The sequence below is a fragment of the Ostreibacterium oceani genome (genome assembly GCF_009362845.1).
Lineage (GTDB): Bacteria > Pseudomonadota > Gammaproteobacteria > Cardiobacteriales > Ostreibacteriaceae > Ostreibacterium > Ostreibacterium oceani.
Map to the genome: position 1 here is coordinate 1 of NZ_WHNW01000013.1, position 24,423 is coordinate 24,423.

Below are 24,423 nucleotides of genomic sequence, written 5' to 3' on the forward strand. Positions count from 1 at the left end.
GATGGTGATGGTATCTCTGATGACGCCGAAGTGGCTAACGGCAGCGACCCAGCCAACGCATGCGACCCAATGCAAGCCCCAGGCTATACCGGTTATGATGCAAGCAATACCACATGGGCAGCCGCAGACTGCGATGGTGATGGCACGCCCAACGGCGATGAAGTCACCAATGGTAGCGATCCTTACCTTGTTGAAGACAGCGATGGTGATGGCATCCCAGACTACATTGAAAATGCAGCAACCAATATTGGTGATGGTAATAACGATGGTACGCCTGACTATTTACAAAGCAATGTCGCGTCAATGCACGATGCCACAGGCAGCTCGTATGTCACTGTTGAAATCACTGGCGAATGTTCACAGCTAAATACCGTGAAAGTGGTCACTGATACCGACATTGGACAAACGGACGGAAATAAAACCTATCCCTATGGGTCGGTTGCGATTACCTTAAACTGTCTAACCCCAGGCGAAAGTGCTGGCATGCGAGTATACTGGCATGGATTACAGGATCCATCGGACTATGTCTTTAGAAAATTTGCTCCTACGGCACCTGGCCTAATGGATCATCAATACCTAGACTATCCGCATACAGCGACTGTTGAGATGATTGATGGAAACAATGTCGCCCGATATGACTACACACTCACTGACGGTGCATTTGGTGACCACACAATTGTTGATTCAGTTATCATTGACCCCGCAGGCCCTAGCATAGAGGCAAATAATGTTGGTAATGCACCTTTTAACATACCCAGCACTAACATTTGGGCATTGCTAGTCCTTGGCTTAGCCTTCATGTGGCAAGTCAGTAGACATCCTCAACTTAAAAAAATAAAAATAAAATAGTATAATTGAGTGGGACTTTACGGGTTATCGACGACAGTTTAATGTCGCGGTAACCCGCTTTTTTTAAGTCATTCCTTAGGCACTGGCGAAGCACAAATCAAAACCATCAATTGCTAGATAACAACCTACCCTTATCTATTCGATAAATCATTTACTATTACCGTCCGATTTTGTTATAATTTCACAAAGCAAGGCTACGTAATTCAATACCCCGCTGCTTTTAGTTTGTTATTTAACCATCAACATGCTGTGGGAGCTCCAACCATGAAAATCATCGAAGACGCATTAACATTTGACGATATTTTATTAGTCCCCAAATATTCTGAAGTTTTACCCAAAGACGTTAATTTAAAAACTCAGCTCACTGAGCGTATTGCGCTCAACATCCCTGTACTATCAGCCGCTATGGATACGGTCACTGAAGCACGCCTTGCCATCACGTTGGCTCAGCTAGGTGGCCTAGGAATTATCCATAAAAACATGTCCCCCAAAGCGCAAGCTGCAGAAGTTGCCAAAGTCAAAAAATTTGAATCAGGTATTGTTAAAAATCCAATGACAGTCACTCCAGACACATCAATCGCCGAGCTCAACTATAAATCAAAAGACATGGGATATTCAGGGTTTCCCGTGATGGATAACGGCGAACTCGTCGGTATCGTCACACGCCGCGATGTGCGATTTGAAAAAAACCTCAATCTAACCGTCAACGATGTCATGACACCCAAAGACAAACTCGTCACCGTCAATCAATCAGCCGACAAAGCCACGGTACAAGCACTACTGCACAAACACAAACTAGAAAAAATCCTCGTTATCGATAATGACGGTAAATTACAAGGCCTTATTACGGTCAAGGATATCCGCAGTGCGCGCGACTATCCACTTGCTTGCAAAGATGATAATGAAAGCCTACGGGTTGGTGCGGCCATCGGTCCAGGTGAGGATGGGCTATTACGCCTAGAACAGCTCGCTGCCGCCAATGTCGATATCATTACCGTTGATACGGCGCATGGACATTCAAAAGGCGTTATTGATATGGTCAAAACGGTTAAACAGCGTTACCCGCATATCGCGGTCATTGCTGGCAATATCGCCACAGCCGATGCCGCCCTAGCACTCGCCAAAGCAGGCGCTGATGCCGTCAAAGTCGGGATTGGTCCTGGCTCTATTTGCACCACTCGCGTTGTTGCGGGCGTGGGCGTACCACAAATCACCGCCATCAGTAACATTGCCAGCGCGCTGAAAAACACGCCCGTTAAAATCATTGCCGATGGCGGCATTCGTTTTTCAGGCGATATTGCCAAAGCCATCGCCGCAGGTGCGGATGTCGTGATGGTTGGTGGCTTGCTCGCAGGCACCGAAGAATCCCCAGGCGAAGTCGAGTTATACCAAGGGCGCTCTTACAAAGCTTATCGTGGCATGGGCTCTATCGGTGCGATGTCAGGCAGAAACGGTTCTAGTGACCGCTACTTCCAATCGGACAAACCCGCCGACAAATTGGTTCCTGAGGGCATTGAAGGCCGTGTTCCTTACAAGGGTCACCTGTCTCCTGTCATTGAGCAATTAGTTGGCGGGCTTTGCGCTAGCATGGGCTACTGTGGCTGCGCGACCATAGCCGATATGCAGCAACAGGCACAATTCGTCCGCATCACCAATGCAGGGGTGACTGAGTCGCATGTTCACGATGTACAAATCACCAAAGAGGCACCCAATTATCGTGTGGGATAAGCCGCGTTGCAGGTCGAATTGCAAAAACGAATTGCAAAAACGAATTGCAAAAACGAATTGCAAAGCGAGTTCAAATCACATTGCAAGGCGAACTCAAATGGCAACGACCAATTGAACCCTCGATTGCTTAACCAATGTAAACGTCAATTAAAAAACTTTTAAACGAGAAAAAACCTTTAAACGAGAGGCCGCTAAAGCGATGCACCCAACAGACATGCTCCCAACAGACATACACCATCACAAAATACTCATTTTAGATTTTGGTTCGCAATATACCCAATTAATCGCCAGACGAATCCGTGAGATTGGTATCTATAGTGAGATTATGCCTTATGATGTCGATGAAAGCGCCATCAAGGACTTTAAGCCCAACGGCATCATTTTATCAGGCGGCCCTGAAAGCACAACACACCAAGATGCCCCTAAATCACCTGAGGTTATTTACACCCTCAATGTACCCATTCTTGGGATTTGTTATGGCATGCAGACGCTTGCCATGCACTATGAGGGCAAAGTTGCCACCAGCGACCACCAAGAATTTGGGCATGCACGCCTAAGTTTGCTAAACCAAGCCAATCCCTTGTTTGAGGGCGTTGGGCACTCCGCATATTTGGATGTGTGGATGAGTCACGGCGATAAAGTCACCCAGTTACCCGCGGATTTTTCCATCCTTGCCGAAACACCCACCTGCCCGATTGCGGTCATTGCTCACCAGTCACTACCCATTTGGGGGATACAATTTCACCCCGAAGTCACACACACCGAGCAAGGTGAACAAATTTTACGCAATTTTGCTGTTGGCATTTGTGGCTGCGAAACCCATTGGACCACGGATAACATTGCCGAAGAAATTATCCACGATTTACGCCAACAAATTGGTGCCGACAAAGTCGTTTTAGGCCTGTCTGGCGGCGTGGATTCGTCCGTTGTCGGGACGCTATTGCACAAAGCCATTGGCGACCAACTCACAGCGGTGTTCGTTGACACAGGGCTACTCAGACTGCACGAAGGCGATCAAGTCATGGCGCTATTTGCCGAGCATTTCGGTATGAATGTTATTCGTATTGATGCCGAGACTCGATTTTTAGACGCCCTAGGCGAAGAATCCGACCCCGAAGCGAAGCGCAAAATCATTGGTCGTTTATTCGTTGAGATTTTTGAAGAAGAAGCCAACAAAATCAGCGGCGTTAAGTACCTCGCTCAAGGCACGATTTATCCCGATGTCATTGAATCCGCAGGCAGTAAAACGGGCAAAGCCCATGTCATCAAATCCCACCACAATGTTGGCGGCCTGCCTGAACACATGAAATTATCCCTCGTTGAACCCATTCGTGAATTATTCAAAGACGAAGTACGACGATTGGGCACAACACTTGGCATCCCGCATCACCTGCTCTATCGCCACCCCTTCCCAGGGCCTGGCTTAGGGGTGCGCATTTTGGGCGCCATAAAAAAAGAATACGCCGACACACTACGCCAAGCCGACGCTATTTTTCTCGAAGAACTAAACCGTAGTGGCTGGTACGACAAAACCAGCCAAGCATTTGCCGTGTTTTTACCCGTAAAATCCGTTGGCGTAACGGGTGATGGACGACGTTATGAGCATGTTATCGCACTACGCGCCGTGCAAACCATCGATTTTATGACTGCACATTGGGCGCACCTTCCCTACGAACTGCTCAGCACCATATCCAATCGAATCATCAACGAAGTACGCGGCGTCTCGCGGGTTGTTTATGATGTGTCGGGCAAACCCCCTGCCACGATTGAATGGGAGTAAGCAATCAGAGAAGTTAGACAACCATTATTTCATCGTATATTATTATCAATATGCATGCGTTTACTCAAATCTAAACAATAAAAGGTAATCATCATGAAAAGGTGTATTTGGGCAACTAAAAATAAACTTGAAGAAGCATACCATGATACAGAATGGGGGGTTCCAATTTATGATGATAGATTACTATTTGAATTTCTCATACTTGAGGGCGCCCAAGCTGGACTCAGCTGGTCAACTGTTTTAATGAAAAGGGAACATTATAGAAAAGTCTTTAACAATTTTGTTGCAGATGACATCATAAAATACGACCAACAAAAAATAGATGAGTTACTCAATGACACTGGAATTATAAGAAATAAGCTAAAAATCAACTCCGTTATCACTAACGCGAACGCATTTCTCGACATCCAAAAAGAATACGGGAGTTTCTCAGCCTTTATCTGGGGTTTTGTGGATGGCAAGCCAATTCAAAATGAATGGAAGCACGTTGAAGATGTTCCAACTAAAACTGAAGTATCAGATTTGATGTGCAAAACACTAAAGCAAAAAGGATTTAAGTTTGTTGGAAGCACTATTTGCTATGCTTTTATGCAGGCAGTCGGGATGGTAAATGATCATACAACAAATTGCTTTAGGCATAATGAAATTAAAGGTTTAGACAAATAAAAATTAAGCTCTACCTAATCTACCAAAAAACAAAATATCTTGATAAACCAATCTGTTCGTAGATAAGTCGAATGTTGCAATGAACGTAAGAAAGTCGAGATTAATTATTATTTGAAAAAACTACCGCGAAAGTGACTACAAATGACAACAACAGCAACGATCATCGGGGCAGGAATTAGCGGGTTGACAACTGCATTAACCCTCAAAAAAAACGGATTAAATGTAAATATTTACGAAGGATCATCTGAAATTAAACCTGTTGGCGCTGGGATAATTTTGGCAAATAATGCGATGCAGGTTTTTCAAAAAATGGGCATTCAAGATAAAATTGAAAAAACAGGGAATAAAATTTCCACTGTAAAAATCACAGATGCACAACTTAATCGCATTTCTGATATTGACTTGACTGAGTTCGAAAAACAATATGGCGTTTACAACGTTGCAATTCATAGAGGAAAATTGCAAAAGATATTAGCTAACGAAGTCGGTTATGAGAACATCAAGTTATCAAAACGTCTCTCTAAAATTGACAAAAACAGGATGTTTACGTTAACTTTTGAAGATAAAACGACTTTAGAAAGTAGCGTGGTTATCGGCGCGGATGGGTTAAATTCAACCGTCAGAAATCAACTGTTTGCAGCAAGCACCTTACGAAACGCAAAACAAACATGCTGGCGAGGCGTTTGTGATATTGAATTACCAGAGAAATATCACAATGAACTAAACGAAGCTTGGGGAAAAGGCAAACGATTTGGTTTTGTGAAAATTAGCGACAAAAAAGTCTATTGGTATGCATTAACTAATTTAAAAAAAGCTAGAGAAAATAGCGAAGATTTAACCGATATTTTTAGCGAATTTCACAACGATATTCTGCACATTATTTCCAAAACAGCAATCAATCAAATCATGGTTACTGATATTATAGATTTAAAACCAATGGATAAATGGCAAAGCGACAACATTTGTTTGGTTGGTGATGCCGCGCATGCCACAACACCAAACCTAGGACAAGGTGCCTGTCAAGCAATCGAAGATGCGTATATTATAGGACAATTACTTGACAGTGGGATGGCACTAAAAGATACCTTTATCGAATATGAAAAGATAAGACGAAAAAAAGCACACATGATTGTCAACACCAGCTGGTCCGTTGGTAAAATAGCACAAATAGAGAATCAATTTGGCATTTTGGCTCGTAATTTCATTATGAAAAATATACCAAAACCTATCAACAAAACAAAAATGTATGCTATCTTTAAACTGTAGTAATTCGGACTAAGTAATGCCTAACGAATCAACCGCAGATATAATAAAAACAGTGACAAACAAAGAGTCAAACTTAGTCATCAGACCATTTACGGCATCCGATACTGATGTCGTTATTTTAATTTGGGGCCAATGCGGATTAATTAAACCCTGGAACAACCCTCATTTGGATATTGTACGTAAATTATCCTTTCAACCAGACTGGTTCCTTGTTGGAGAACTATATGGAGAGGTCATTGCCACGGCAATGTTTGGCTGTGATGAACATAGAGGATGGTTAAATTACTTTGCTGTGACCCCCAAATTCCAAAAACTCGGTTACGGCAGCCAGCTCATGGCTTTTGGAGAAATGAAACTCATTGAAAAAGGGTGTCCAAAATTAAACTTACAAATCAGAGCAGATAATTCAACAGCAGCAATTTTTTACAAAACCGTAGGCTACACCCAAGATACCGTCATCAGTCTAGGAAAGCGATTGATTAAAGACGAGGCGCTCGACAAACCGATTGATAAAACGATTAATAAACCGATTAATAACGCACAGCAGAAAAACTAAACATGCTCACAGACCAAGTAAAAAATATGATTAACCGCAGTGTATTGTGTTGGTTAGCGACTAGCCATGACAATCAGCCGAATGTCTCACCCAAAGAAATCTTCACCTATCACGATGATCGATTGATTATTGCCAATATTGCTTCCCCACAAAGTGTCAACAACATCCAGCAAAACAACGCCGTTTGTGTCAGCTTTATCGACATACTTTCGCAAAAAGGCTACAAAGTCACAGGAACAGCACAGATTATCATGCCCAATGATAACGCGTTTACCCCCTTACACAGTGTATTTTCGCCTATGGTGCAGGATAAATTCACTATTTTATCGATGATTGATATCACGCCGACAGCGATTTATCCCATTCTCGCGCCTAGCTATACGTACTACCCTGACACCAGCGAGATAGCGATGATTGAACAGGCGAAAGCAGCCTATTTTAAGCACGACAACTAATCCAACAACTAACCCAACGCCTAACCCAGCCCGATGATAACCCATGCAACCGATTAAAAAGCTCCACTGGCAATGCCGCCGTGGTATGAAAGAATTAGATATTTTATTTGAGTACTACCTCTACAATCACTACGAAACAGCCACTGATGCCGAACAGACCGCATTTGAAACGCTAATCAATTGCCAAGATCCGATTATTCTTGATTATTTGTTTGGGCGCAGCCAACCAAATACCGCAACCATTTCCCCCACTGAAACACAACCCGATGAAACACAACCCGCTGAAGTCAAAAAAATCATCCAACTGATGCAAGCATTTCATCAGGATTTAATAAAAAAACAACTTCCTAAGGACAGCCGCGATTGATTGCCGAAGTCTTACTCCCTATTCCAGTCAATCAATCGTTTGACTATCGCCTGCCTGAAAGTCAAACAGCAGTCGTTGGCCAACGTGTTTTGGTCGCCTTAGGCACGGGTAAAGCAAACAACACCCCGCGCCAGATTACGGGCATTATTGTGGCCATTAAAGAAACCAGCCCCTATCCTGATGCCTCGTTAAAACCCATACTCGCCCTACTCGATTCGTTTGCCATTGTCGATCGGGCTTGGTTAGACTTTATTCAATTTACTGCGCGTTACTACGCTGCACCACTGGCTAAACTACTGATTAACGCATTGCCCAAACATATCCGCAGCGATAGCCCATTAACCTTACCCAAACTGCGTTATTATCAGCTTACCGAATCTGGTATTAGCGCCCATAAAACCGAGATACTTCCTACACGCGCAACCAAACAACGCGCCCTGCTGCGTTTTTTGCACGACCAAGATAAAATCCCCATCAATGAAGCGCTCGTGCGTGAACAGGGCTTTACCGCACACGACATAACGACCGCAGTAGACAAAGGCTATGCCACATACACGCTAACAAGCCCGTATCACAGCGAGGAAAATGTTTGTTCCCCAGACTATCAACTAACTGGCGAGCAACAGGCGCTGCTTGACGCCATCACGACTGCGCCTGACAACAAAACTCACCTTATTTATGGTGTCACTGGCTCGGGCAAAACTGAAATCTATTTACAACTCATTGAAAAAGCCATCAATACAGGTCAACAAGTCTTATTGCTAATCCCTGAAATTTCTCTGACACCACAGATGCTCGCACGGTTTCACGAACGCTTTGGCAATCGCGTGGCGGCGCTGCATTCGGGTTTGGGGGACAAGGTACGCGCTGATATTTGGTTGGCAGCCATGAATGGCGATTTGCCGATATTGATTGGCACGCGTTCGGCGATTTTCACGCCATTTCAACGACTGGGGCTCATTATCGTTGATGAAGAACACGATTTATCGTACAAACAACAAGAAGGCATTCCCTATCATGCACGAGATTTAGCGCGTTACCGCGCACACCAACACAATATTCCAATCGTGCTTGGCAGCGCGACCCCGAGCCTAGAGAGCCTCTACCAAGTCAAAAAAGGGCACTACCAACTACACCAACTGGTCACCAGAGCGACACAAGCCACCCAACCCACCATCCATCTGATTGACCGCCGTGGCGATAAGCAAGCCAGTCATGCTGGTAGCAGTGCGAATCTACCAATCGCAGAAATATTACTGCAAAAAATCCGCCAAACGCTACAACGCCAAGAACAGGCCTTGGTTTTTTTAAATCGCCGTGGTTTTTCGCCTGTTATGATGTGCCGCCATTGTGACTGGAAAAGCGAATGCCCAACGTGTGATGCCTACCAAACAGCGCATACACGCGCACGTCAACTGCATTGTCACCTATGCGGCTACATTTGCCCATTGCCCACTCAATGCCCACAATGCGGACAACGCGATTTGATTTTTGTCGGTCACGGCACGGAAAAACTAGAAACCCAATTACAGGCACAGTTTCCGCATCACCATGTCCTGCGCTTGGATCGAGACAAACAAACCACAACAAACCAATTACACGCCGCACTAGAACAAATCCACAACGGCGACGCGCACCTCATTGTCGGCACACAGCTTATTGTCAAAGGGCATCATTTCCCCAATGTTACGACGGTTTGTGTTGTCGATAGCGATCAAGCCTTATTTAGCAGTGATTTTCGCGCCGAGGAACGCTTGTTACAGCAGCTTACGCAAGTCGCAGGTCGCGCTGGTCGTGAATCGCAACAAAGCCATGTCTATATTCAGACCACTTTGCCCACGCATCCTGTATTCGCCGCACTGCAACAGCAAGACTACCTCACCTACGCCAATAACCTACTGGCAGAACGCGAAAAATACGAATTACCACCCCATCACGCCATAACCATTGTCAAAGCCAGCGCCCTTGACGCAGCGCCCTTGATGCAGTTTTTAAGGGATGTCAAAGCACTCATTGATGACAACAGCCAAGCGCTGACAACACTAGGCCCAGCCCCTAGCCCCATTGAGCGGCTAAAAAACCGCTTCCAAGCACAGTTATTTATCAGCGCACCCAGCAGGATGGCGCTTCAGCGTGAGTTACCGTTAATCGAAAAAGCCATCACGCATCTCGATAAAAGCCGCCGTTTTCGCGCCGTCATTGACGTCGATGCCATGGAAAATTAAGCAACCAGCCAGTACAACACACGGCTTATTACGCTCACCAACCTTATCATGCGAATACGCCTCGTTATCCAGTGTCGAGTGATTGGCTTGAATCAATCGAGTTTGACCCCGATTGCTACCCAATAGCAATTTGGATGCAATTGGGATAAGTAACGTCACTGATAAGATACAAAGGCTTGAAACAATAAGGCTGGTTAATAAGATTGCTCGGCTTAATGAAACATTATTCTTAAATAAATGAATAGTCATTTTATTATTTTGCCCCTAGTCGCACTGCAGCTTCAAAAATAGCTTTAAAATACTGTACTGCGCTGTGTTTATCTGTATATCCCGATAAAAAATATCATAGGCATCTTCGGAATTTTGCGACGCAAAAAAAAAGACCTTCCGTTTTTCAATAGGGTGGTAAAAATAATGTATGATACGATTTATTTCGACACTTTTTTGCTGGTGATTGTCATAAGCAGAAAAGGTCTCCCATTGATTATAACCGTGACCACGACATTGTATATAGCCGCTATTTAACCAAATGTTTTTCAGCTCAACTACCTTTTTATCAATAGGATAGCCTGCAGGGAGCTGATAAACATACTGCACTGCCGATAGTTCATTTATAATGCGTAATTTTGAGGCTTCAGAAGGAATAAGATCCTTGTCTATAGCAGGGCGATTACCAATTCCGACTAACAAAAAATTTAGGCCGACAAAAACAGTCATCAGTATGAGTATCTTCATTATTTATTCACTTTCTTTACAACCAAATCAAAGTGGTCTGCCCCCTTTGATTGCAAAAAAAAACCCCTGTTGCATAGTAACAGGGGTTTTCAATTAGATAAATGGATTATCTTTATTGCTTAATGCCTTCGATAGTCAAATACAACGCAACGTCTTGCGATGCAGGTCCTAAGTCCTTTGGAATGCCAAAATCTTTCATGGCAAACGCCGTTGTACCTTCAAACCCGACTCGCTCTTTACCCCAAGGATCTGCGCCCATGCCGATTTTTTGCGTATCAATGGTGATAGATTTTGTCACGCCGCGTAGCGTCAAATCACCAACTAACGTACCGCTACCATCCGCATTTTCGCTGTAACTCGTACTGACAAACGTGGCTTTAGGAAATTCGCTAACGTGCAAAAAATCTTCGCTGCGTAAGTGTTTATCTCGCTCGGCGTGGCTAGAGTCCACCGATGGCGTATCAATATCTACGTTAATATTAAAATCATTGGGGCTGGCTGGGTCATACTGGAAAGTTCCTGTAAATTGCTCAAACTCACCCAGCAGATAGCTAAATCCCAAGTGATTGACTTTGAATTGAATAAACGCATGTTTACCTTCACTGTCAATCACATAGTCAGCTGCCATTGCTTGATTACTTAACCCCATCGCGGCAACGAGTGTCAGTAGCGATGCGGTTTTTTTAAGTCGTGTATTCATTGTTTTCATATGATAGTTCTCCCTGTTTTGCTATTGATTTTTACTGTTGATTTTACTGTCGTTATTGTTTTTTAAATTCATACATGCACTAACGTGTTGCGTTCATGGCTATTTAATCACGGCTATTTAATCACGGCGACTTAATAGCATACGACGTAGCGTATTATCTTTGTCAATAAAATGGTGTTTTAATGCCGCCATTGCATGAACTGCGGCCAAGAATATCAATGTATAAGCCCCCCATTTATGCCAAAATCCCGCTAGGTCGGCCTGATTTTCGATACCAATAATCGTTGCTGGCACATCAAACCATCCAAAGACTGAAATCGGTGCACCAGCACTAGTCGAAATTAAATACCCTAAAAACGCAATAAGTGCCATCAATACATACATCGCCACTTGAACCGTTGTTGCTGTCAAGTGCTCCCAGCGCTTTAACGTAGGTACTGGCTTAGGTCTTTTATTTATCAACCGCCAGACAATCTGTGAGCTAATCGCAACGCCAAATAAAATACCGAAGCTTTTGTGATAATTCGGTATTAAATGATAAAGCGGGTCGTAATAATCTAATCCAACCATGTAAAACCCACTGCCAAACAATCCAATCACTGCAACGGCAGTGAGCCAATGTAATAGTTTGGTCAACGCACCAAATTGGTCGTGGGTATCTCGTATCATTGGCTTTATCTATCGCGTGAAGCGTAAAGTGTTAAGTCTGAAGTTAATTATTGCATTACTGAATAGGACGTTAAATATTGTATTAACTATCGCATTAATATCGTATTACGTATCGTCTTATCTACAATCTCTCTGGCACGTCAAAAACGTGCTGTAATCATTATAACCAAACCAGACCACATAGCAATCATTTTAACTAATGCTTGCTATATCATTTGGTTAATTATATTTAATGCAAAAGCAACCGCTGTCAATTCGCTATGCTCGGACGACTTTGCTATTGCTGGCTGACTAGATTAACAGATTAACTGGCTGCGACTTTGTCCACTGCGTTGTCTGTTTGCCCTTGTTCATTGGCAGCACGCACGGTAACTGCACAAAATTTAAATTCAGGGATTTTGGCGGCAGGGTCAATCACGTTGTTAGTTAACATATTGGCGGCGGCTTCGTAATAACCAAAAGACATAAAAATTTCACCGTTTCTCAAGCTATTATCAAGCCGAAGGTTCGCCGTAATCATCCCACGTCTGGATGCAATTTCAACGCGTTGACCTGCGGTCAAACCAAGCCGTTCGATGTCATGCTCATTCATTTGTATCGGCGGTAAGGGCTCGATATGATCCAACACTTCAGAGCGGCGTGTCATGGTGCCAGTATGCCAATGCTCTAATTGACGCCCTGTCATTAAGACAAAAGGATAATCCGCATCAGGCAATTCTTTGGCTCGTGCAAACACGGCGGGCACTAATTTACCTAACCCATTGGCTGTTGGGAACTTATCTCGGAATATAACGGGCTCTGATGGTTGGTCCTCGGCGCGTTTAGGGTACGTAACCGAGCCAATACTTTCTAAACTATCCCAAGTAATTCCCGCATGGCTAGGCATCACCGTTCGCATTTCAGCGAACACACTTTCTGCGTCATCATACGATTTTTCTAAGCCAATACGCTGTGCGATTTCGTTGATAATCCATAAATCTTGGCGCGTTCCTTGTGGCGCATTGACTGCCTTTCGCCCCAGTTGGACGCGACGATCGGTATTGGTAAAGGTCCCAGTTTTTTCAGCAAATGCTGACGCAGGCAGAATCACATCTGCAAAATACGCCGTCTCAGTAAAGAAAATATCCTGCACCACCAAATGTTGCAGTTTTGCCAAAATTTTGCGTGCATGGGTTAAATCGGGATCAGACATTGCGGGGTTTTCACCCATGATGTACATCGCGGTAATACCATCATTTTCAATTGAGTCAAAGATATCTGCCATCATTAAACCTGTCTCAGGGTTTAAATCCGTCTGCCAAGCAGCCTCGAATTTTTGGCGAGATTCAGCGCTGTCAATGCGCTGATAATCAGGATAGTACATCGGCAAAACGCCCATGTCAGAGGTGCCTTGTACATTGTTTTGTCCGCGCAACGGATGCAAGCCAGCGCCTGGACGGCCGACTTGCCCAGTGATTAACGCCAACGCAATAATACAACGTGCATTATCCGTACCATGCGTGTGCTGGGTAATCCCCATGCCCCAGAAAATCATCGCATTTTCAGCGCTCGCATAAACACGAGCAATTTCGCGAATTGTCTCAGCATCTACACCGCAAATCGGGGCCATTTTTTCAGGTGCGTAATCAACAATATTGGCTTTGATTGCGTCGAAATTTTCAGTACGCGTGCGGATAAATTCGTCATCGGTCAGTCCTTCTTCGATAATCGTATAAATCATCGCATTCATCAATGCCACATCGGTATCTGGGGCAAATTGAACGGCATAATCTGCATGCCGCATTAGATCGATTTGGCGCGGGTCAATGACGATGAGTTTGGTTCCATTTGCCTGTGCTTGCCGCATAAAAGTCGCAGCAACAGGGTGGTTGCCTGTCGTATTTGAGCCAATAATAATGGCGACATCAGTACGTGCAATGTCATCGACTTGATTAGATACCGCTCCCGAGCCAATGCCTTCGAGCAAAGCAACAACAGATGCTGCGTGACAAAGGCGTGAGCAATGATCGACGTGATTGGTTTTAAGCCCTGCTCGCAGGAGTTTCTGAAACAAGTAGGCCTCTTCATTCGAGCATTTGGCCGAACCAAACCCCGCAATCCCATCGCCACCTTTTTCCGCGTAAGCTTGCTTTAATCCATTCGCTGCCGCATCTAACGCCGTTTCCCAGCTGACTGGCTCAAAATGAGCCAGCGGATTGGCTGGGTCAAAGTCGACCATAGTGGGGTCTTTGGCAGACCCTTTTTTGCGCATCATTGGCTGTGTCAATCGGTGTTCATGATCGATATAATCGAATCCAAAACGCCCTTTTACGCACAAACGCGAATAATTGGATGGTCCGTCACGACCAGTGACTTTGACAATTTTATTGTCTTTGACATGATAATTGACCAAACACCCCACACCACAATAAGGACACGCCGATTCAACGACGTTGTCTGTGGCAATGGTATCTGCGACAACCGATAGTGCCCCCGTTGGGCAAGCCTGCACGCATTCGCCACAAGAAACGCACGAACTGGCTTCTACTTTATCATTAATATCAAACGTGATATGTGCATCATTGCCGCGTTTAGCAAGGCCGAGCACATTGTGCCCTTGCTCTTCTCGGCAAGCACGGACACAACGCGTGCAACGAATACACGCCTCTAAATTAAATTTAATCGCAGGGTGGCTATTGTCCCCTACTGTTGGTGTCTTAGGCGTAAATCGCGGCGTGGTAACCCCCATTTTTTCAGCCCAGTAATCCAGCTCATTTTCATGCGTAAATACCGCGTCGGTCACATCGGTTTTGAGTAATTCCAAGACCATTTTTTGTGACTTTAGCGCACGTTCAGAGTTGGTTTTGACCTTCATATCGGGTGTCACATTACGACAACAAGATGGTGCTAATACGCGCTCCCCTTCTATCTCAACCATACACGCACGACAGTTCCCATCGGGGCGCATGTCTTCTTGGTAGCACAAATGTGGAATGTCAACACCGTTGGCTTTGGCGGCTTGGATAATCGTTTGCCCCGCCTGAGCCGTCACACGTTGACCATTTAACTCAAAATTGACGGTTTCACGAAATAGTCCGCCACTGGCATCTAGTTCGAGTTTGAGGCTAGTGGGTAATTTCTGTGCTCTGTAAACGGGCAGCTTGTCATTGACTTGTATTTTCATTGGATTACCTATTATCAATTCATTCTATTTGAGTCATTTCACACATGAAGCGGCTATATTGTAAGGGCTATATTGTAAAGGTGATACGCTAAGGGCTATATTCTATATATGCTCAGTTAAATTTCATGTGGAAAATGCTTGATAACCGATAGCATAGGGTTTGGTGCCGCTTGGCCCAAACCACAGATTGAAGCATCTCGCATCACATCGGCCAAATCAAACAACTTGGGTTGATCCCACTGTTTTTCTCGCATCAAATCACACGCTTTATCGGTTCCCACGCTGCATGGCGTACATTGACCACAAGACTCGTGTTTGAAAAATTCCATCGCATTGAGCGCAAGCGCTTTCGCACTGTCTTGATTAGAAAAAACGATAATTGCCGCCGACCCAATAAAGCAATCATAAGGCTGTAGCGTATCAAAATCTAACGGTATGTCATTCATTGTCGCAGGTAAAATACCACCTGAAGCACCGCCTGGGAAGTAACCATAAAATTCATGCCCTGCTTGCATCCCGCCACAGTACTCATCAATTAACGTCTGAATGGTAATGCCTGCCGGCGCCAAATGAACCCCTGGCTTATTGACGCGACCTGACACCGAAAAACTACGCAATCCTACCCGGCCATTCGCGCCATGCGAAGTAAACCAAGCGCTGCCTTTTTTCAGCAACTCTGGCACCCAATACAGCGTTTCAAAATTATTCACCAAGGTCGGACGATTAAAAATACCCACGCTCGCCACAAAAGGCGGGCGTAATCTCGGCATACCACGCTTGCCTTCGATTGATTCAATCATTGCTGACTCTTCGCCACAAATATACGCCCCTGCCCCTCGCCGCAAGTGAATCGCAGGAAGATGAGCCGCTAATTGTGTCAGCTTAGCCAACTCACGCTGCAACAATTCTCGTTGCGAAGGGTATTCATCGCGCAGATAAATATAACAGGTCTCACAGCCCACGACCGCGGCCGCGATTAGCATCCCTTCTAGAAATTGATGCGGATTTTGCGCAAGATAAACCCCATCTTTAATGGTTCCAGGCTCACCTTCGTCTAAATTCACCGCAAGGAATCGTGGCCCTTTTTCTTTGCTCACGATATCCCACTTAACACCCGTCGGGAATCCAGCGCCGCCTAGACCGCGAAGCGAGGCATCTTTTAATGTTGAAATAATGTCCGATTTATCCAGCTCTCCTGCCAAAACTTGCTTATACAGCGCATAACCACCTTGCTGGCAATAGGCATCAAACGTGAGCGCATCCGCGATAACCGCAGGTTGAGTCGCTTTGTTTTTAACCGCATCAACAACGGTACTCGTGTGCGCCTTGAATAACCGATTTTGACCAACGACTGCAACAGGGGCTTCGTGGCATGCCCCAACGCAGGGCACACGCTGGATGCGCACATCACCTTGGCTATACTGATCAGTTAAATCATGGATTAACGCCTCAGCGCCTGCCATTTGGCAACTCATCGATTCACAAACACGAACGGTAATCGCTGGTGGCGCGTCCTCGCCCGTTTTGACAATATCAAAGTGATGATAAAAACTCGCCACTTCGTAAACCTCAACGGGTGTTAGTCGCATCAGTGTGCCGAGCGCAACCATATTCTCATCAGATAGGTGGCCGTAGTGGTCTTGGATAGTATGTAAATGCTCAATCAGCATATCGCGTGACAAATCCGCATCCCCTAGTAGCGCTTGTAAAGCCGTCAAATGGGTTTTGCTAACTTGGTGACCTTTTTTTTGTTTTTTAAAAATAGCAGCTTTCATCGTGTTTTTATATCGCTTGGGTCAAAATTATTGTGAAACAATGACGAATAAAAATCAACTTTTCACTCGTCTGATTATAGGCATTATAACACGGCCTCATTATATTTTTGTCCATGAGCGACGATTTTGTCTGTAATTTCACGCCACACGCAAAAATAGAATTTGTGTATTTTCTCTACCGCGTAATTTTTGCGTAATTTCCGCGTAATTTGCCGTTTAATTTATCATTTATTTATCGTCACCTCAGCTCAACATAGCCAACCGCAGCCAATCATGCTATCCTTAATCACATCATACCACCCGATTAATTACTGAATTATTCACCGACCAAATTGGAGCGCAAATGGCCGATTTTATTACACAAACCATGAACATCATTTGGAGCTGGCCGCTACTGATTTTGTGCCTAGGCGCAGGGGTATTTTTTAGCTGGACAACCCGATTTGTACAAATTCGACACTTTGCCAATATGTGGCGCCAATTGTTTGGCGGCAAAAACTCAACGGCAGGGATTTCTTCGTTTCAGGCGTTTTCTGTGTCGTTATCAGGCCGTGTCGGCGTTGGCAATATTGCAGGCGTTGCAACTGCTATCGGGTTTGGTGGACCCAGCGCCGTTTTTTGGATGTGGGTAGTCGCTTTTTTCGGCGCAAGCACTGCCTATATCGAATCAACCTTAGGGCAAATTTACAAAACCCAACTACACGGACAATTTCGCGGTGGGCCCGCGTTTTATTTTGAAAAATGCCTTGGGTTACGCTGGTTTGCACTGCTATTTGCCGTCTCATCAGTCATCGCGTGTGGGTTATTTTTACCTGAAACACAAGCCAACGCAGTTGGCAACGCGGTGATTGAAATGATTGGCGAACGCGGTCATTTAATCGCTACGCCATTTGGCGAAATCAGCGAATACAAACTCTATACCTTATTGTTTATTTTAACTGTACTGGGTATCATCATTTTTGGCGGTGTAAAGCGCATTGCGACCGTCACCCAATACCTAGTTCCGTTTATGGCGCTCGCTTATGTCACCATGGCTGCGGTTATTTTGATGGCACATTTTCGCGATATTCCCGCTATTTTTTCGCTTATTTTCAGCGATATATTTAATCCGCAAGCTGGGCTGGGTGCCGCCCTTGGTTGGGGTGTTAAACGTGGCGTTTATTCCAATGAAGCAGGACAAGGCTCAGGCCCTCACGCCGCCGCCGCCGCCGAGGTCGACCACCCTGCACAACAAGGTCTCGTCCAAGCCTTTTCAGTTTATATCGATACCTTGTTAATTTGCACGGCAACCGCATTGATGATTTTAATTACCCAAAAATACAATATCCAAGGCGCCCTACCCGATGGTCAATTCCTGACCCAATACATTGACGCAAGTGCCAAAATCAACTCTGCCGATTTTACACAAATGGCGGTCACAACCACATTTGGACAGTTTGGTAATAGCTTTGTCGCCGCCGCCGTGTTGTTGTTTGCTTTTACGACCATCTTAGCCTATTACTATATCGCTGAAACCAACGTGGCTTACCTGAATCAATTTTGGCAATTGCCTTATGCGCTAACCGCAATCAAGTGTCTTATCATGCTTGCCGTCAGTATCGGTTTTTTGTTTGGTGAGGCAGCCGTCTGGGGGCTAGGCGATATTGGCGTTGGTATTATGGCCTGGCAAAACATTATCGGAATTTTACTCATCAGCTACCTAGGCAGCCCAGCAATCAAGGCTTTAAAAGACTACGAAAAACAACGCAAAGATAAGCTTACGCCGCTACAGTTTAACCCCAAAGCACTAGGCATCCAGCACGCCACTTTTTGGCAAACCCGCTACAACGAGCAGCAACAATCAAAAGACAGTTGAGGAACACAATGAAATATTTTGCAGTGATTGGCAATCCGATTGCACACTCGCGCTCACCTGAGATTCACGACGCGTTTGCAAAGGCACTGGGGCTAACCATAAACTACCAACGTTTACTCAGCGAGCCCGCGCAATTTACCCAAACCGTCAATGCTTTTTTTCATCGCACGGATGTGGGCGTTGAACACGCAAGGACTGAATGCGCAGAAGCCAGAAACCCAATTGCGGGGCATGGTATGAATGTCACCGTACCTTTCAAGGAAGCCGCGCTACAATATGCTGACGAATTATCCGAAGCGGCACAAATCGCAGGCGCAGTCAATACGCTCACCAACCAGTCGGGTAAAATCAAAGGCGATAATACCGATGGCATAGGGCTAGTCACTGACATACTGACTAACCACCAATGGCCTATAGCAGACAAACGTGTTCTTATGGTTGGTGCAGGGGGCGCTGCACGGGGCTGCTTGCTCCCCATTTTAAAACAGCAACCGCAGCAACTCACCATCACTAACCGCAGCGTAGACAAAGCCCAATCACTGGCCGAGGGCTTTCAAAAATACGGCAATATCGATTATGCTGATTATACTGACTATGCTACCACCGATACCCTTAACCGCCCTTATGACATCGTGATTAACGCAACCGCTGCGTCGCTACACGGTCAAATGATTGCCCTGCCCGCCGAAATCTTTAGCGCCGATACGCTCGCGTATGACATGATGTATGCCAAAAAACCCACGCCATTTATGACCTTTGCCCAACAACACAGGGCAACCGCTGTCGATGGTCTGGGGATGCTAGTCGAACAAGCCGCGCAAGCCTTTTACCTATGGCACGGCGAACACCCCGAGACGGCGACAGTCATCCAACGCATTCGACAATCACTGTGACTATTTATGTGACTATTTAACGAGTAGAGTTTCATCCGATAATCACGAGTAGATAATCACTAACAGCCACGGCAATTAAACCAGCAAAAACGAAATTCATTGAGTTTTTAAAATAAGCGCTTGCATATAATTTCAAAATCAGTAAAATTCACTCACCACAACGCGGAGAAATGGCAGAGTGGTCGAATGCACCGGTTTTGAAAACCGGCGACTGTAACAGGTCCGGGGGTTCGAATCCCTCTTTCTCCGCCACCTATTTATTTAAGTGCATCCAAAACCGTTCAAAACATCTTGTTTTTGTGCGGTTTTTTTTGTAATATTAACCCAAAGCTATCCAAAGCCGTTTAAGTCAATTCGGTGGCTTTTAAGGGGTAAATCTAGGGGGTATGCGACGATTTTCTTTTTGTACCCCTATGTATCGCGTACACCTTGCACCGCAATAAATAGGACAAAATATGCCACTGAGCGATTTACAAATCAAAAAAGCCAAGCCTGCTGAAAAAAAATATAAGCTCAATGATGGGCACGGCCTTTTTTTGCTGGTCAAACCCAATGGCAGTAAATTTTTTTATTTTCGTTTTTCTCAACATCGAAAGCAGCGAGAAAAATATCTGGGCGAATATCCAGCCGTCACACTCGCCGCTGCACGTATTGCCGTAGCGCTGGCGCGGGAAAACATCGATCGCGGGCTGTCACCATTTCCAGACAAAAAAGCGAAAACAAAAATCACCTTTTCTGATGTCACGGCACAATTTCTAAAACAAAAAGCCAAGCACGTCACACCCAAAACCCTCGATACGGCAAGGTCGCGTTTTGAAAATCATGTTTTCCCGTTTATTGGCAACAGAGCAATCACTGAGATTTCTACAGCTGAGGTCAAAGCCATTTTAGTGCGACTTGACGATGACGGTAAGTCGTCCTTAGCGATTCGGACGCGTAGTTTAATCAGCGCGGTGTTTCGCTATGGCATTTTGGACGGGGTTTGTGATTATGATGTTGCTGCCCCGCTAACAGGATTTATCAAGCGAAAAAAAGTCAAACACATGCCCGCACTCACCACCCCGCGCGAGGTCTCTGCGTTACTCGGCGCGATTTGGGGGTATCACGGCGCGTTTCGCACACGCGTCGCGCTGAAATTAATGGCGTATTGCTTTGTGCGCACACAAGAAATGCGCTTTGCCGAGTGGTCAGAGTTTGACTTTGACCGCGGGCTGTGGGTAATCCCCGCTGAAAAAATGAAAATGGCGCGCCCGCACATCGTACCACTGGCGCATCAGTCGATTGAGTTATTGAAAAGCATCAACGAGTACACGGGGGATCGAAAATATGTTTTTTCTAACCCCCGCCGCGATAAAGACGTCACCATGTCAGAAAACACGATTAATAATGCGCTAAAAATCCTCGGGTTTGAGGGGGTGATGGTCGGGCATGGTTTTCGCGCGATGGCTAGCACGATGTTGCATGAGCAAGGCTATTCGCCACTACATATCGAGATGCAACTCGCGCACGCCGAGAAAAACAGCGTCAAAGCCGCGTACAATCACGCGGAATATCTCGCCCCCCGCGCGACGATGATGCAAAACTGGGCCGATTATTTGGATGATTTACGTCTCAATCCCCCGCGCTAGAATTTTCAAGCATCGGGATTTGGAAATTTGAGTAATGATTTTAAAAAACAGGGCTTTTATCAATCGAAAACAGACGATTAACATAAATTAAAAAAGTAATTTTGGGGTAATTTTCGGGTTAGAAATCGGTAATATTTTGAAGCGCATCCGTGCAAAGTAAAAACCGCCCCGAAAGGCGGTCATTAATAAATCAACTTAGTGAATTAAACTAAGCAAGCTAATTCTATCAAGCGTTTTTTTGATTGTCAATACCCCAATTGTTCGTTTATTGGGATGTTACCCACCATACCTAAAGTCGGTAAAATGAAGAACAGCCATAGGTTCTTTTTGTCTTGACTTAAACCACTCGCAAAAGTCCTCAAAACTTAAACCGTCATTTTTTGCCAGTACTTCCCAATCAATAGGTTTTCCCTCTATTGAAGCAAATACAAAGTTGTCAGGTTGTTCAAGTTTTTCCACGCCCACTTTCTCAAGTCGGCATATCTCAACCTGTTTTGAACGGTAAGGCATTGCAGACCAATATCTAATTGATAGTATTGCTTTGCCCTCGTTAATTTCTTTTGCTCGTTTACGCCATAGGTCATAATTTGATCGAATAGTGTGTATTTTCTCACTATCATTAGTAAATAGTCGAGATATATTTTCTACAAAGCCAGTTGATTTACCAGACTTTTCGTGTGTTTTTGGAAACTGCTTTGAAACAGTCAAGACAAAAGTTTTCATTTTCAATTAAAGTTTTTTGTTATGTTATCGGTCAGGCTAAAAAGGCAAATCATCATCAACCAAACCATCATCAACATTTGCATACTTTTTTTCAATATCAATTGCCATTTCTGAAAGAATTTTTGGCTCGTCAATACCAGTGCTTAACCGAACCCCAAATTCATCAGAGTAAAACACATTTACCATTATGCTTTTCAGGCTTCTATCCTTGTTATAAAGGTTTTCTACAAAAATTCTATTATCAGCTTTTTGGTAGCCTTCACAAGAAATTTGAAAGTTGGATAAATAGCCTTTTGAGCCATTAAAAGAAATAAAAAATTTATTACCAGTTTCCCTGTATCCGTGAACACAAAGGATTTCTATCAAAGATTTACTTGTTATCTGTGGAAGTTTAAACCTTAATATAACTTTTTCTCTTCTTTTGCCGTCTTTAGGAATTTCAATTGGTTTAAAAGAGCACTCATCTTCCGTGGTTTCTTCCTTTTCTTCTTCAACCACTTTGAGAAATACTTTTTCAAACTTTACTTTCTTCTCCGCAAAAACCTTTTCAAGCTTTTCTAATTCGGGAGAGAAAGGCGTAAATAGCTTTGCACCTGCCAATGACCAAGCTGTTTTAATTCTTTTGTTCTTATACTCATGAAAGAACCTGTCTCTGATTTTGATTGCAAATACATTCATAATGTTTACTCCTCTTTGTATTCATTTTATGTTCAAATTTTAGCCAAACGGGTCGCTGGGTGAAAAGTTATCGCTTGCGGGCGCTGGCTGCGGCGCTGGTTGCCCTGCAGGTTGCACGGCTGGTGCTGACGATTGCTGCGGAGCTGGTGCTGACGATGGTTGCGATTGATGGTTGTGGCCATCGGGCCTGCTGCCCAGCATCTGCATTTGGTCGGCGCGGATTTTTGTGCTGTATTTCTCTATGCCTTGCTTATCGGTGTATTTATCGGTGCGGATTGCGCCCTCGATATACACCTGCGAGCCTTTGCGTAGGTACTGCCCCATGATTTCAGCGAGCTTGTCAAACGCCTCGACGCGGTGCCACTCGGTGCGCTCTTGGGGTTGCCCTGTGTTTTTGTCCGTCCAGCCCTCGCTGGTCGCCACTGATAGCGTGGCCACTGCCGTGCCGTTAGGCAGGTACCGCATTTCGGGGTCGCTGCCTAGGTTGCCGACGATGATTGCTTTGTTGACGCCTCTGTTACTCATATTGTTTTCCCTTTGTTATTGTGAATGTTGTTTTGAATGTTATCAGTGCTTTTGTTGTTGTTCGATGTCGCCAGTCCATCGCGTTGTAGTCCATCGCGTTGCAGTCCATCACGTTGTAGCCGCGCAATGCACGACTTGACCACAGCTAAGTCCTCGGGGTGCAAGTCGGGCATGGGTTTATTGAGGCCGTAGGCCAAAATTAACCACGCGTCGACTACGTCCTCGTCCCACACCGCGTGCGCCGACACGGGTGTTAGTATCCCCGCGGGGAAAAACCCGTCATTGATGCGCTGGTAGAGTGTGCTTTTTTTGAACGGTAGCTTTTTTAGTAAATCGGTTTTGTTGATGACTCGCATGTTAGCCCCTCCCGTTGAGTTGTTTGATTTTTTGCTCGCGCTCGTAATCGTCGCGACAATCCGCGTCGCAAAAGTAGTCGACGACAGACTCACCGCAATAGTTGCACCGCCCCTTGATTAAGTGTGGGTGTGGCCGCGCTTTGGCGGTCTCTATCGCGTGCGCGAGCTGGATTTCAGCGGCTTCGTTGGCCTTGTCGATGATGTCTGTCATATTTAACCTATCTATATATATGTGTGTCGTTAGTGTAGTGGCAGGTGTTGTTGGGCGCTGTCGGTCTCGACCGTTACCCCTTGTAGCTCGGCCTTAATCATTTCCGTTAGTTTGGCCACTTCGTGGCCTGTGGCGAGATTTCTAAGGCGCATTAATTCTTTGAGTGCGCTTAGTTTGTCTTTTTTAATCGCAAACCCTTGCGTCTCAAACTCATACAGCGCGGCCGCCCATTCGTTGTGCAGTAAAATCAATCGCTGCGCCGCTTCAATATTGCCATTGGCACTGATTCGGTCAGGATTAATTTGTGCAATGTAAAAATGGACTTTTTCAAGCAATATACAAGGAATTAAGGGGGTGATATCCCCACCTAAACCACTTGGTAAGCTAGCTTTCATTGCTTTGTATTGAAAAAATTCGGACTTATAACCGTTTGAAATCGTTTTTTTTGCGCTTCGCCAGTCTAAACCCACAAGGTCTGCTATTGGTTTAATTGGTATATATTTGCTCTGTCCATCAAATAATACGGGCAGTATTAACCCATGAAACTCAAAAAGCCCCACAATATTGACTGTTGTCTTGGTGTTTTCTGTCATGATTTTCCTCTCTCGTTG

Annotated in this window: 23 protein-coding genes and 1 tRNA gene; 13 read left to right on the forward strand and 11 right to left on the reverse strand. The window is 44.9% G+C overall.

Annotated features, from left to right (window positions below; translation table 11 throughout):
• The 9 genes from GCU85_RS10055 to GCU85_RS09060 form a co-directional block, all read left to right on the forward strand.
• A partial coding sequence (locus GCU85_RS10055; RefSeq protein WP_218110645.1) for a thrombospondin type 3 repeat-containing protein occupies positions 1–849 on the forward strand: 849 nt, incomplete at its 5' end.
• A gap of 264 nt (positions 850–1,113) precedes the next feature.
• Entirely contained in the window at positions 1,114–2,577 is a 1,464-nt protein-coding gene (gene guaB / locus GCU85_RS09025; protein ID WP_152810856.1) for an IMP dehydrogenase, read from the forward strand.
• Between the two features lie 199 nt (positions 2,578–2,776).
• Positions 2,777–4,357 (forward strand): glutamine-hydrolyzing GMP synthase, encoded by a 1,581-nt coding sequence (gene guaA, locus GCU85_RS09030; protein ID WP_268965725.1) that lies wholly within the window; start codon positions 2,777–2,779, stop codon positions 4,355–4,357.
• Between the two features lie 93 nt (positions 4,358–4,450).
• Positions 4,451–5,023: a DNA-3-methyladenine glycosylase I gene (locus GCU85_RS09035; RefSeq protein ID WP_152810857.1), complete on the forward strand. Its 573-nt coding sequence runs from the start codon at positions 4,451–4,453 to the stop codon at positions 5,021–5,023.
• 141 nt (positions 5,024–5,164) lie between these two features.
• Positions 5,165–6,289, forward strand: coding sequence for an FAD-dependent monooxygenase (locus GCU85_RS09040; RefSeq protein ID WP_152810858.1), 1,125 nt, complete (start codon positions 5,165–5,167; stop codon positions 6,287–6,289).
• Between the two features lie 16 nt (positions 6,290–6,305).
• Entirely contained in the window at positions 6,306–6,845 is a 540-nt protein-coding gene (locus tag GCU85_RS09045; protein WP_152810859.1) for a GNAT family acetyltransferase, read from the forward strand.
• A gap of 2 nt (positions 6,846–6,847) precedes the next feature.
• Entirely contained in the window at positions 6,848–7,300 is a 453-nt protein-coding gene (locus tag GCU85_RS09050; RefSeq protein ID WP_152810860.1) for a pyridoxamine 5'-phosphate oxidase family protein, read from the forward strand.
• Positions 7,301–7,343: 43 nt separating this feature from the next.
• Entirely contained in the window at positions 7,344–7,667 is a 324-nt protein-coding gene (locus GCU85_RS09055) for an FAD assembly factor SdhE (protein WP_152810861.1), read from the forward strand.
• Complete coding sequence (locus GCU85_RS09060) at positions 7,664–9,892, forward strand: primosomal protein N' (RefSeq protein WP_152810862.1); 2,229 nt, start codon at positions 7,664–7,666, stop codon at positions 9,890–9,892. The genes GCU85_RS09055 and GCU85_RS09060 overlap by 4 nt, the downstream gene beginning before the upstream one ends.
• 264 nt (positions 9,893–10,156) lie before the next feature.
• Here GCU85_RS09060 and GCU85_RS09065 read toward each other — a convergent pair whose 3' ends face one another.
• From GCU85_RS09065 to GCU85_RS09085, 5 genes are all read right to left on the reverse strand, one after another.
• Positions 10,157–10,609, reverse strand: a complete 453-nt coding sequence (locus GCU85_RS09065) for a hypothetical protein (RefSeq protein WP_152810863.1) — start codon at positions 10,607–10,609, stop codon at positions 10,157–10,159.
• A 130-nt stretch (positions 10,610–10,739) separates the two neighbouring features.
• Positions 10,740–11,327, reverse strand: a complete 588-nt coding sequence (locus tag GCU85_RS09070) for a YceI family protein (protein WP_152810910.1) — start codon at positions 11,325–11,327, stop codon at positions 10,740–10,742.
• A gap of 126 nt (positions 11,328–11,453) precedes the next feature.
• The gene (locus tag GCU85_RS09075; protein ID WP_152810864.1) at positions 11,454–12,005 is read right to left on the reverse strand and encodes a cytochrome b; all 552 of its coding nucleotides are present in this window, start codon (positions 12,003–12,005) and stop codon (positions 11,454–11,456) included.
• 304 nt (positions 12,006–12,309) lie between these two features.
• Positions 12,310–15,168 carry a formate dehydrogenase subunit alpha gene (gene fdhF / locus GCU85_RS09080; RefSeq protein WP_152810865.1) on the reverse strand — a complete coding sequence of 953 codons (2,859 nt, stop codon included), beginning with the start codon at positions 15,166–15,168 and terminating at the stop codon, positions 12,310–12,312.
• Positions 15,169–15,284: 116 nt separating this feature from the next.
• Complete coding sequence (locus tag GCU85_RS09085) at positions 15,285–16,943, reverse strand: NAD(P)H-dependent oxidoreductase subunit E (RefSeq protein ID WP_152810866.1); 1,659 nt, start codon at positions 16,941–16,943, stop codon at positions 15,285–15,287.
• A 343-nt stretch (positions 16,944–17,286) separates the two neighbouring features.
• Between GCU85_RS09085 and GCU85_RS09090 the strand changes: the two genes are divergently transcribed.
• From GCU85_RS09090 to GCU85_RS09105, 4 genes are all read left to right on the forward strand, one after another.
• Positions 17,287–18,798, forward strand: coding sequence for an alanine/glycine:cation symporter family protein (locus GCU85_RS09090; protein WP_152810867.1), 1,512 nt, complete (start codon positions 17,287–17,289; stop codon positions 18,796–18,798).
• A gap of 8 nt (positions 18,799–18,806) precedes the next feature.
• A complete protein-coding gene (aroE, locus tag GCU85_RS09095; protein WP_152810868.1) occupies positions 18,807–19,691 on the forward strand; it encodes a shikimate dehydrogenase in 885 nt (294 codons plus the stop codon).
• A gap of 164 nt (positions 19,692–19,855) precedes the next feature.
• Positions 19,856–19,943, forward strand: a tRNA-Ser gene (locus tag GCU85_RS09100).
• Between the two features lie 203 nt (positions 19,944–20,146).
• Positions 20,147–21,319 (forward strand): tyrosine-type recombinase/integrase, encoded by a 1,173-nt coding sequence (locus GCU85_RS09105; protein ID WP_152810869.1) that lies wholly within the window; start codon positions 20,147–20,149, stop codon positions 21,317–21,319.
• A gap of 276 nt (positions 21,320–21,595) precedes the next feature.
• On the opposite strand, the gene GCU85_RS09110 is transcribed toward GCU85_RS09105, so the two are convergent.
• Genes GCU85_RS09110 through GCU85_RS09135 form a run of 6 tightly spaced genes read right to left on the reverse strand, consistent with a single transcriptional unit; the run spans position 21,596 to position 24,405 of the window.
• Positions 21,596–22,042 (reverse strand): hypothetical protein, encoded by a 447-nt coding sequence (locus GCU85_RS09110; protein WP_152810870.1) that lies wholly within the window; start codon positions 22,040–22,042, stop codon positions 21,596–21,598.
• Positions 22,043–22,078: 36 nt separating this feature from the next.
• Complete coding sequence (locus tag GCU85_RS09115; protein WP_152810871.1) at positions 22,079–22,720, reverse strand: hypothetical protein; 642 nt, start codon at positions 22,718–22,720, stop codon at positions 22,079–22,081.
• Between the two features lie 39 nt (positions 22,721–22,759).
• On the reverse strand, positions 22,760–23,245 hold the full coding sequence (gene ssb / locus GCU85_RS09120; protein ID WP_152810872.1) for a single-stranded DNA-binding protein: 486 nt from the start codon (positions 23,243–23,245) through the stop codon (positions 22,760–22,762).
• On the reverse strand, positions 23,242–23,601 hold the full coding sequence (locus GCU85_RS09125) for a helix-turn-helix transcriptional regulator (RefSeq protein ID WP_152810873.1): 360 nt from the start codon (positions 23,599–23,601) through the stop codon (positions 23,242–23,244). Before GCU85_RS09125 ends, ssb begins: the two co-directional genes overlap by 4 nt.
• Position 23,602: 1 nt before the next feature.
• A complete protein-coding gene (locus GCU85_RS09130; protein WP_152810874.1) occupies positions 23,603–23,812 on the reverse strand; it encodes a hypothetical protein in 210 nt (69 codons plus the stop codon).
• A 29-nt stretch (positions 23,813–23,841) separates the two neighbouring features.
• Positions 23,842–24,405: a hypothetical protein gene (locus GCU85_RS09135; RefSeq protein ID WP_152810875.1), complete on the reverse strand. Its 564-nt coding sequence runs from the start codon at positions 24,403–24,405 to the stop codon at positions 23,842–23,844.
• Positions 24,406–24,423: the final 18 nt, after the last annotated feature.

Bases quoted from the DNA above. Each gene is read 5' to 3' on its own strand.
- ssb (WP_152810872.1), bottom strand. From the start codon at position 23,245: ATGAGTAACAGAGGCGTCAACAAAGCAATCATCGTCGGCAACCTAGGC.
- guaB (WP_152810856.1), top strand. From the start codon at position 1,114: ATGAAAATCATCGAAGACGCATTAACATTTGACGATATTTTATTAGTC.
- guaA (WP_268965725.1), top strand. From the start codon at position 2,777: ATGCACCCAACAGACATGCTCCCAACAGACATACACCATCACAAAATA.
- GCU85_RS09125 (WP_152810873.1), bottom strand. From the start codon at position 23,601: ATGCGAGTCATCAACAAAACCGATTTACTAAAAAAGCTACCGTTCAAA.
- GCU85_RS09115 (WP_152810871.1), bottom strand. From the start codon at position 22,720: ATGAATGTATTTGCAATCAAAATCAGAGACAGGTTCTTTCATGAGTAT.
- GCU85_RS09085 (WP_152810866.1), bottom strand. From the start codon at position 16,943: ATGAAAGCTGCTATTTTTAAAAAACAAAAAAAAGGTCACCAAGTTAGC.
- GCU85_RS09105 (WP_152810869.1), top strand. From the start codon at position 20,147: ATGCCACTGAGCGATTTACAAATCAAAAAAGCCAAGCCTGCTGAAAAA.
- fdhF (WP_152810865.1), bottom strand. From the start codon at position 15,168: ATGAAAATACAAGTCAATGACAAGCTGCCCGTTTACAGAGCACAGAAA.
- GCU85_RS09045 (WP_152810859.1), top strand. From the start codon at position 6,306: ATGCCTAACGAATCAACCGCAGATATAATAAAAACAGTGACAAACAAA.
- GCU85_RS09110 (WP_152810870.1), bottom strand. From the start codon at position 22,042: ATGAAAACTTTTGTCTTGACTGTTTCAAAGCAGTTTCCAAAAACACAC.
- GCU85_RS09130 (WP_152810874.1), bottom strand. From the start codon at position 23,812: ATGACAGACATCATCGACAAGGCCAACGAAGCCGCTGAAATCCAGCTC.
- GCU85_RS09055 (WP_152810861.1), top strand. From the start codon at position 7,344: ATGCAACCGATTAAAAAGCTCCACTGGCAATGCCGCCGTGGTATGAAA.
- GCU85_RS09135 (WP_152810875.1), bottom strand. From the start codon at position 24,405: ATGACAGAAAACACCAAGACAACAGTCAATATTGTGGGGCTTTTTGAG.
- GCU85_RS09075 (WP_152810864.1), bottom strand. From the start codon at position 12,005: ATGATACGAGATACCCACGACCAATTTGGTGCGTTGACCAAACTATTA.
- GCU85_RS09040 (WP_152810858.1), top strand. From the start codon at position 5,165: ATGACAACAACAGCAACGATCATCGGGGCAGGAATTAGCGGGTTGACA.
- GCU85_RS09090 (WP_152810867.1), top strand. From the start codon at position 17,287: ATGGCCGATTTTATTACACAAACCATGAACATCATTTGGAGCTGGCCG.
- GCU85_RS09050 (WP_152810860.1), top strand. From the start codon at position 6,848: ATGCTCACAGACCAAGTAAAAAATATGATTAACCGCAGTGTATTGTGT.
- GCU85_RS09070 (WP_152810910.1), bottom strand. From the start codon at position 11,327: ATGAATACACGACTTAAAAAAACCGCATCGCTACTGACACTCGTTGCC.
- aroE (WP_152810868.1), top strand. From the start codon at position 18,807: ATGAAATATTTTGCAGTGATTGGCAATCCGATTGCACACTCGCGCTCA.
- GCU85_RS09065 (WP_152810863.1), bottom strand. From the start codon at position 10,609: ATGACTGTTTTTGTCGGCCTAAATTTTTTGTTAGTCGGAATTGGTAAT.
- GCU85_RS09035 (WP_152810857.1), top strand. From the start codon at position 4,451: ATGAAAAGGTGTATTTGGGCAACTAAAAATAAACTTGAAGAAGCATAC.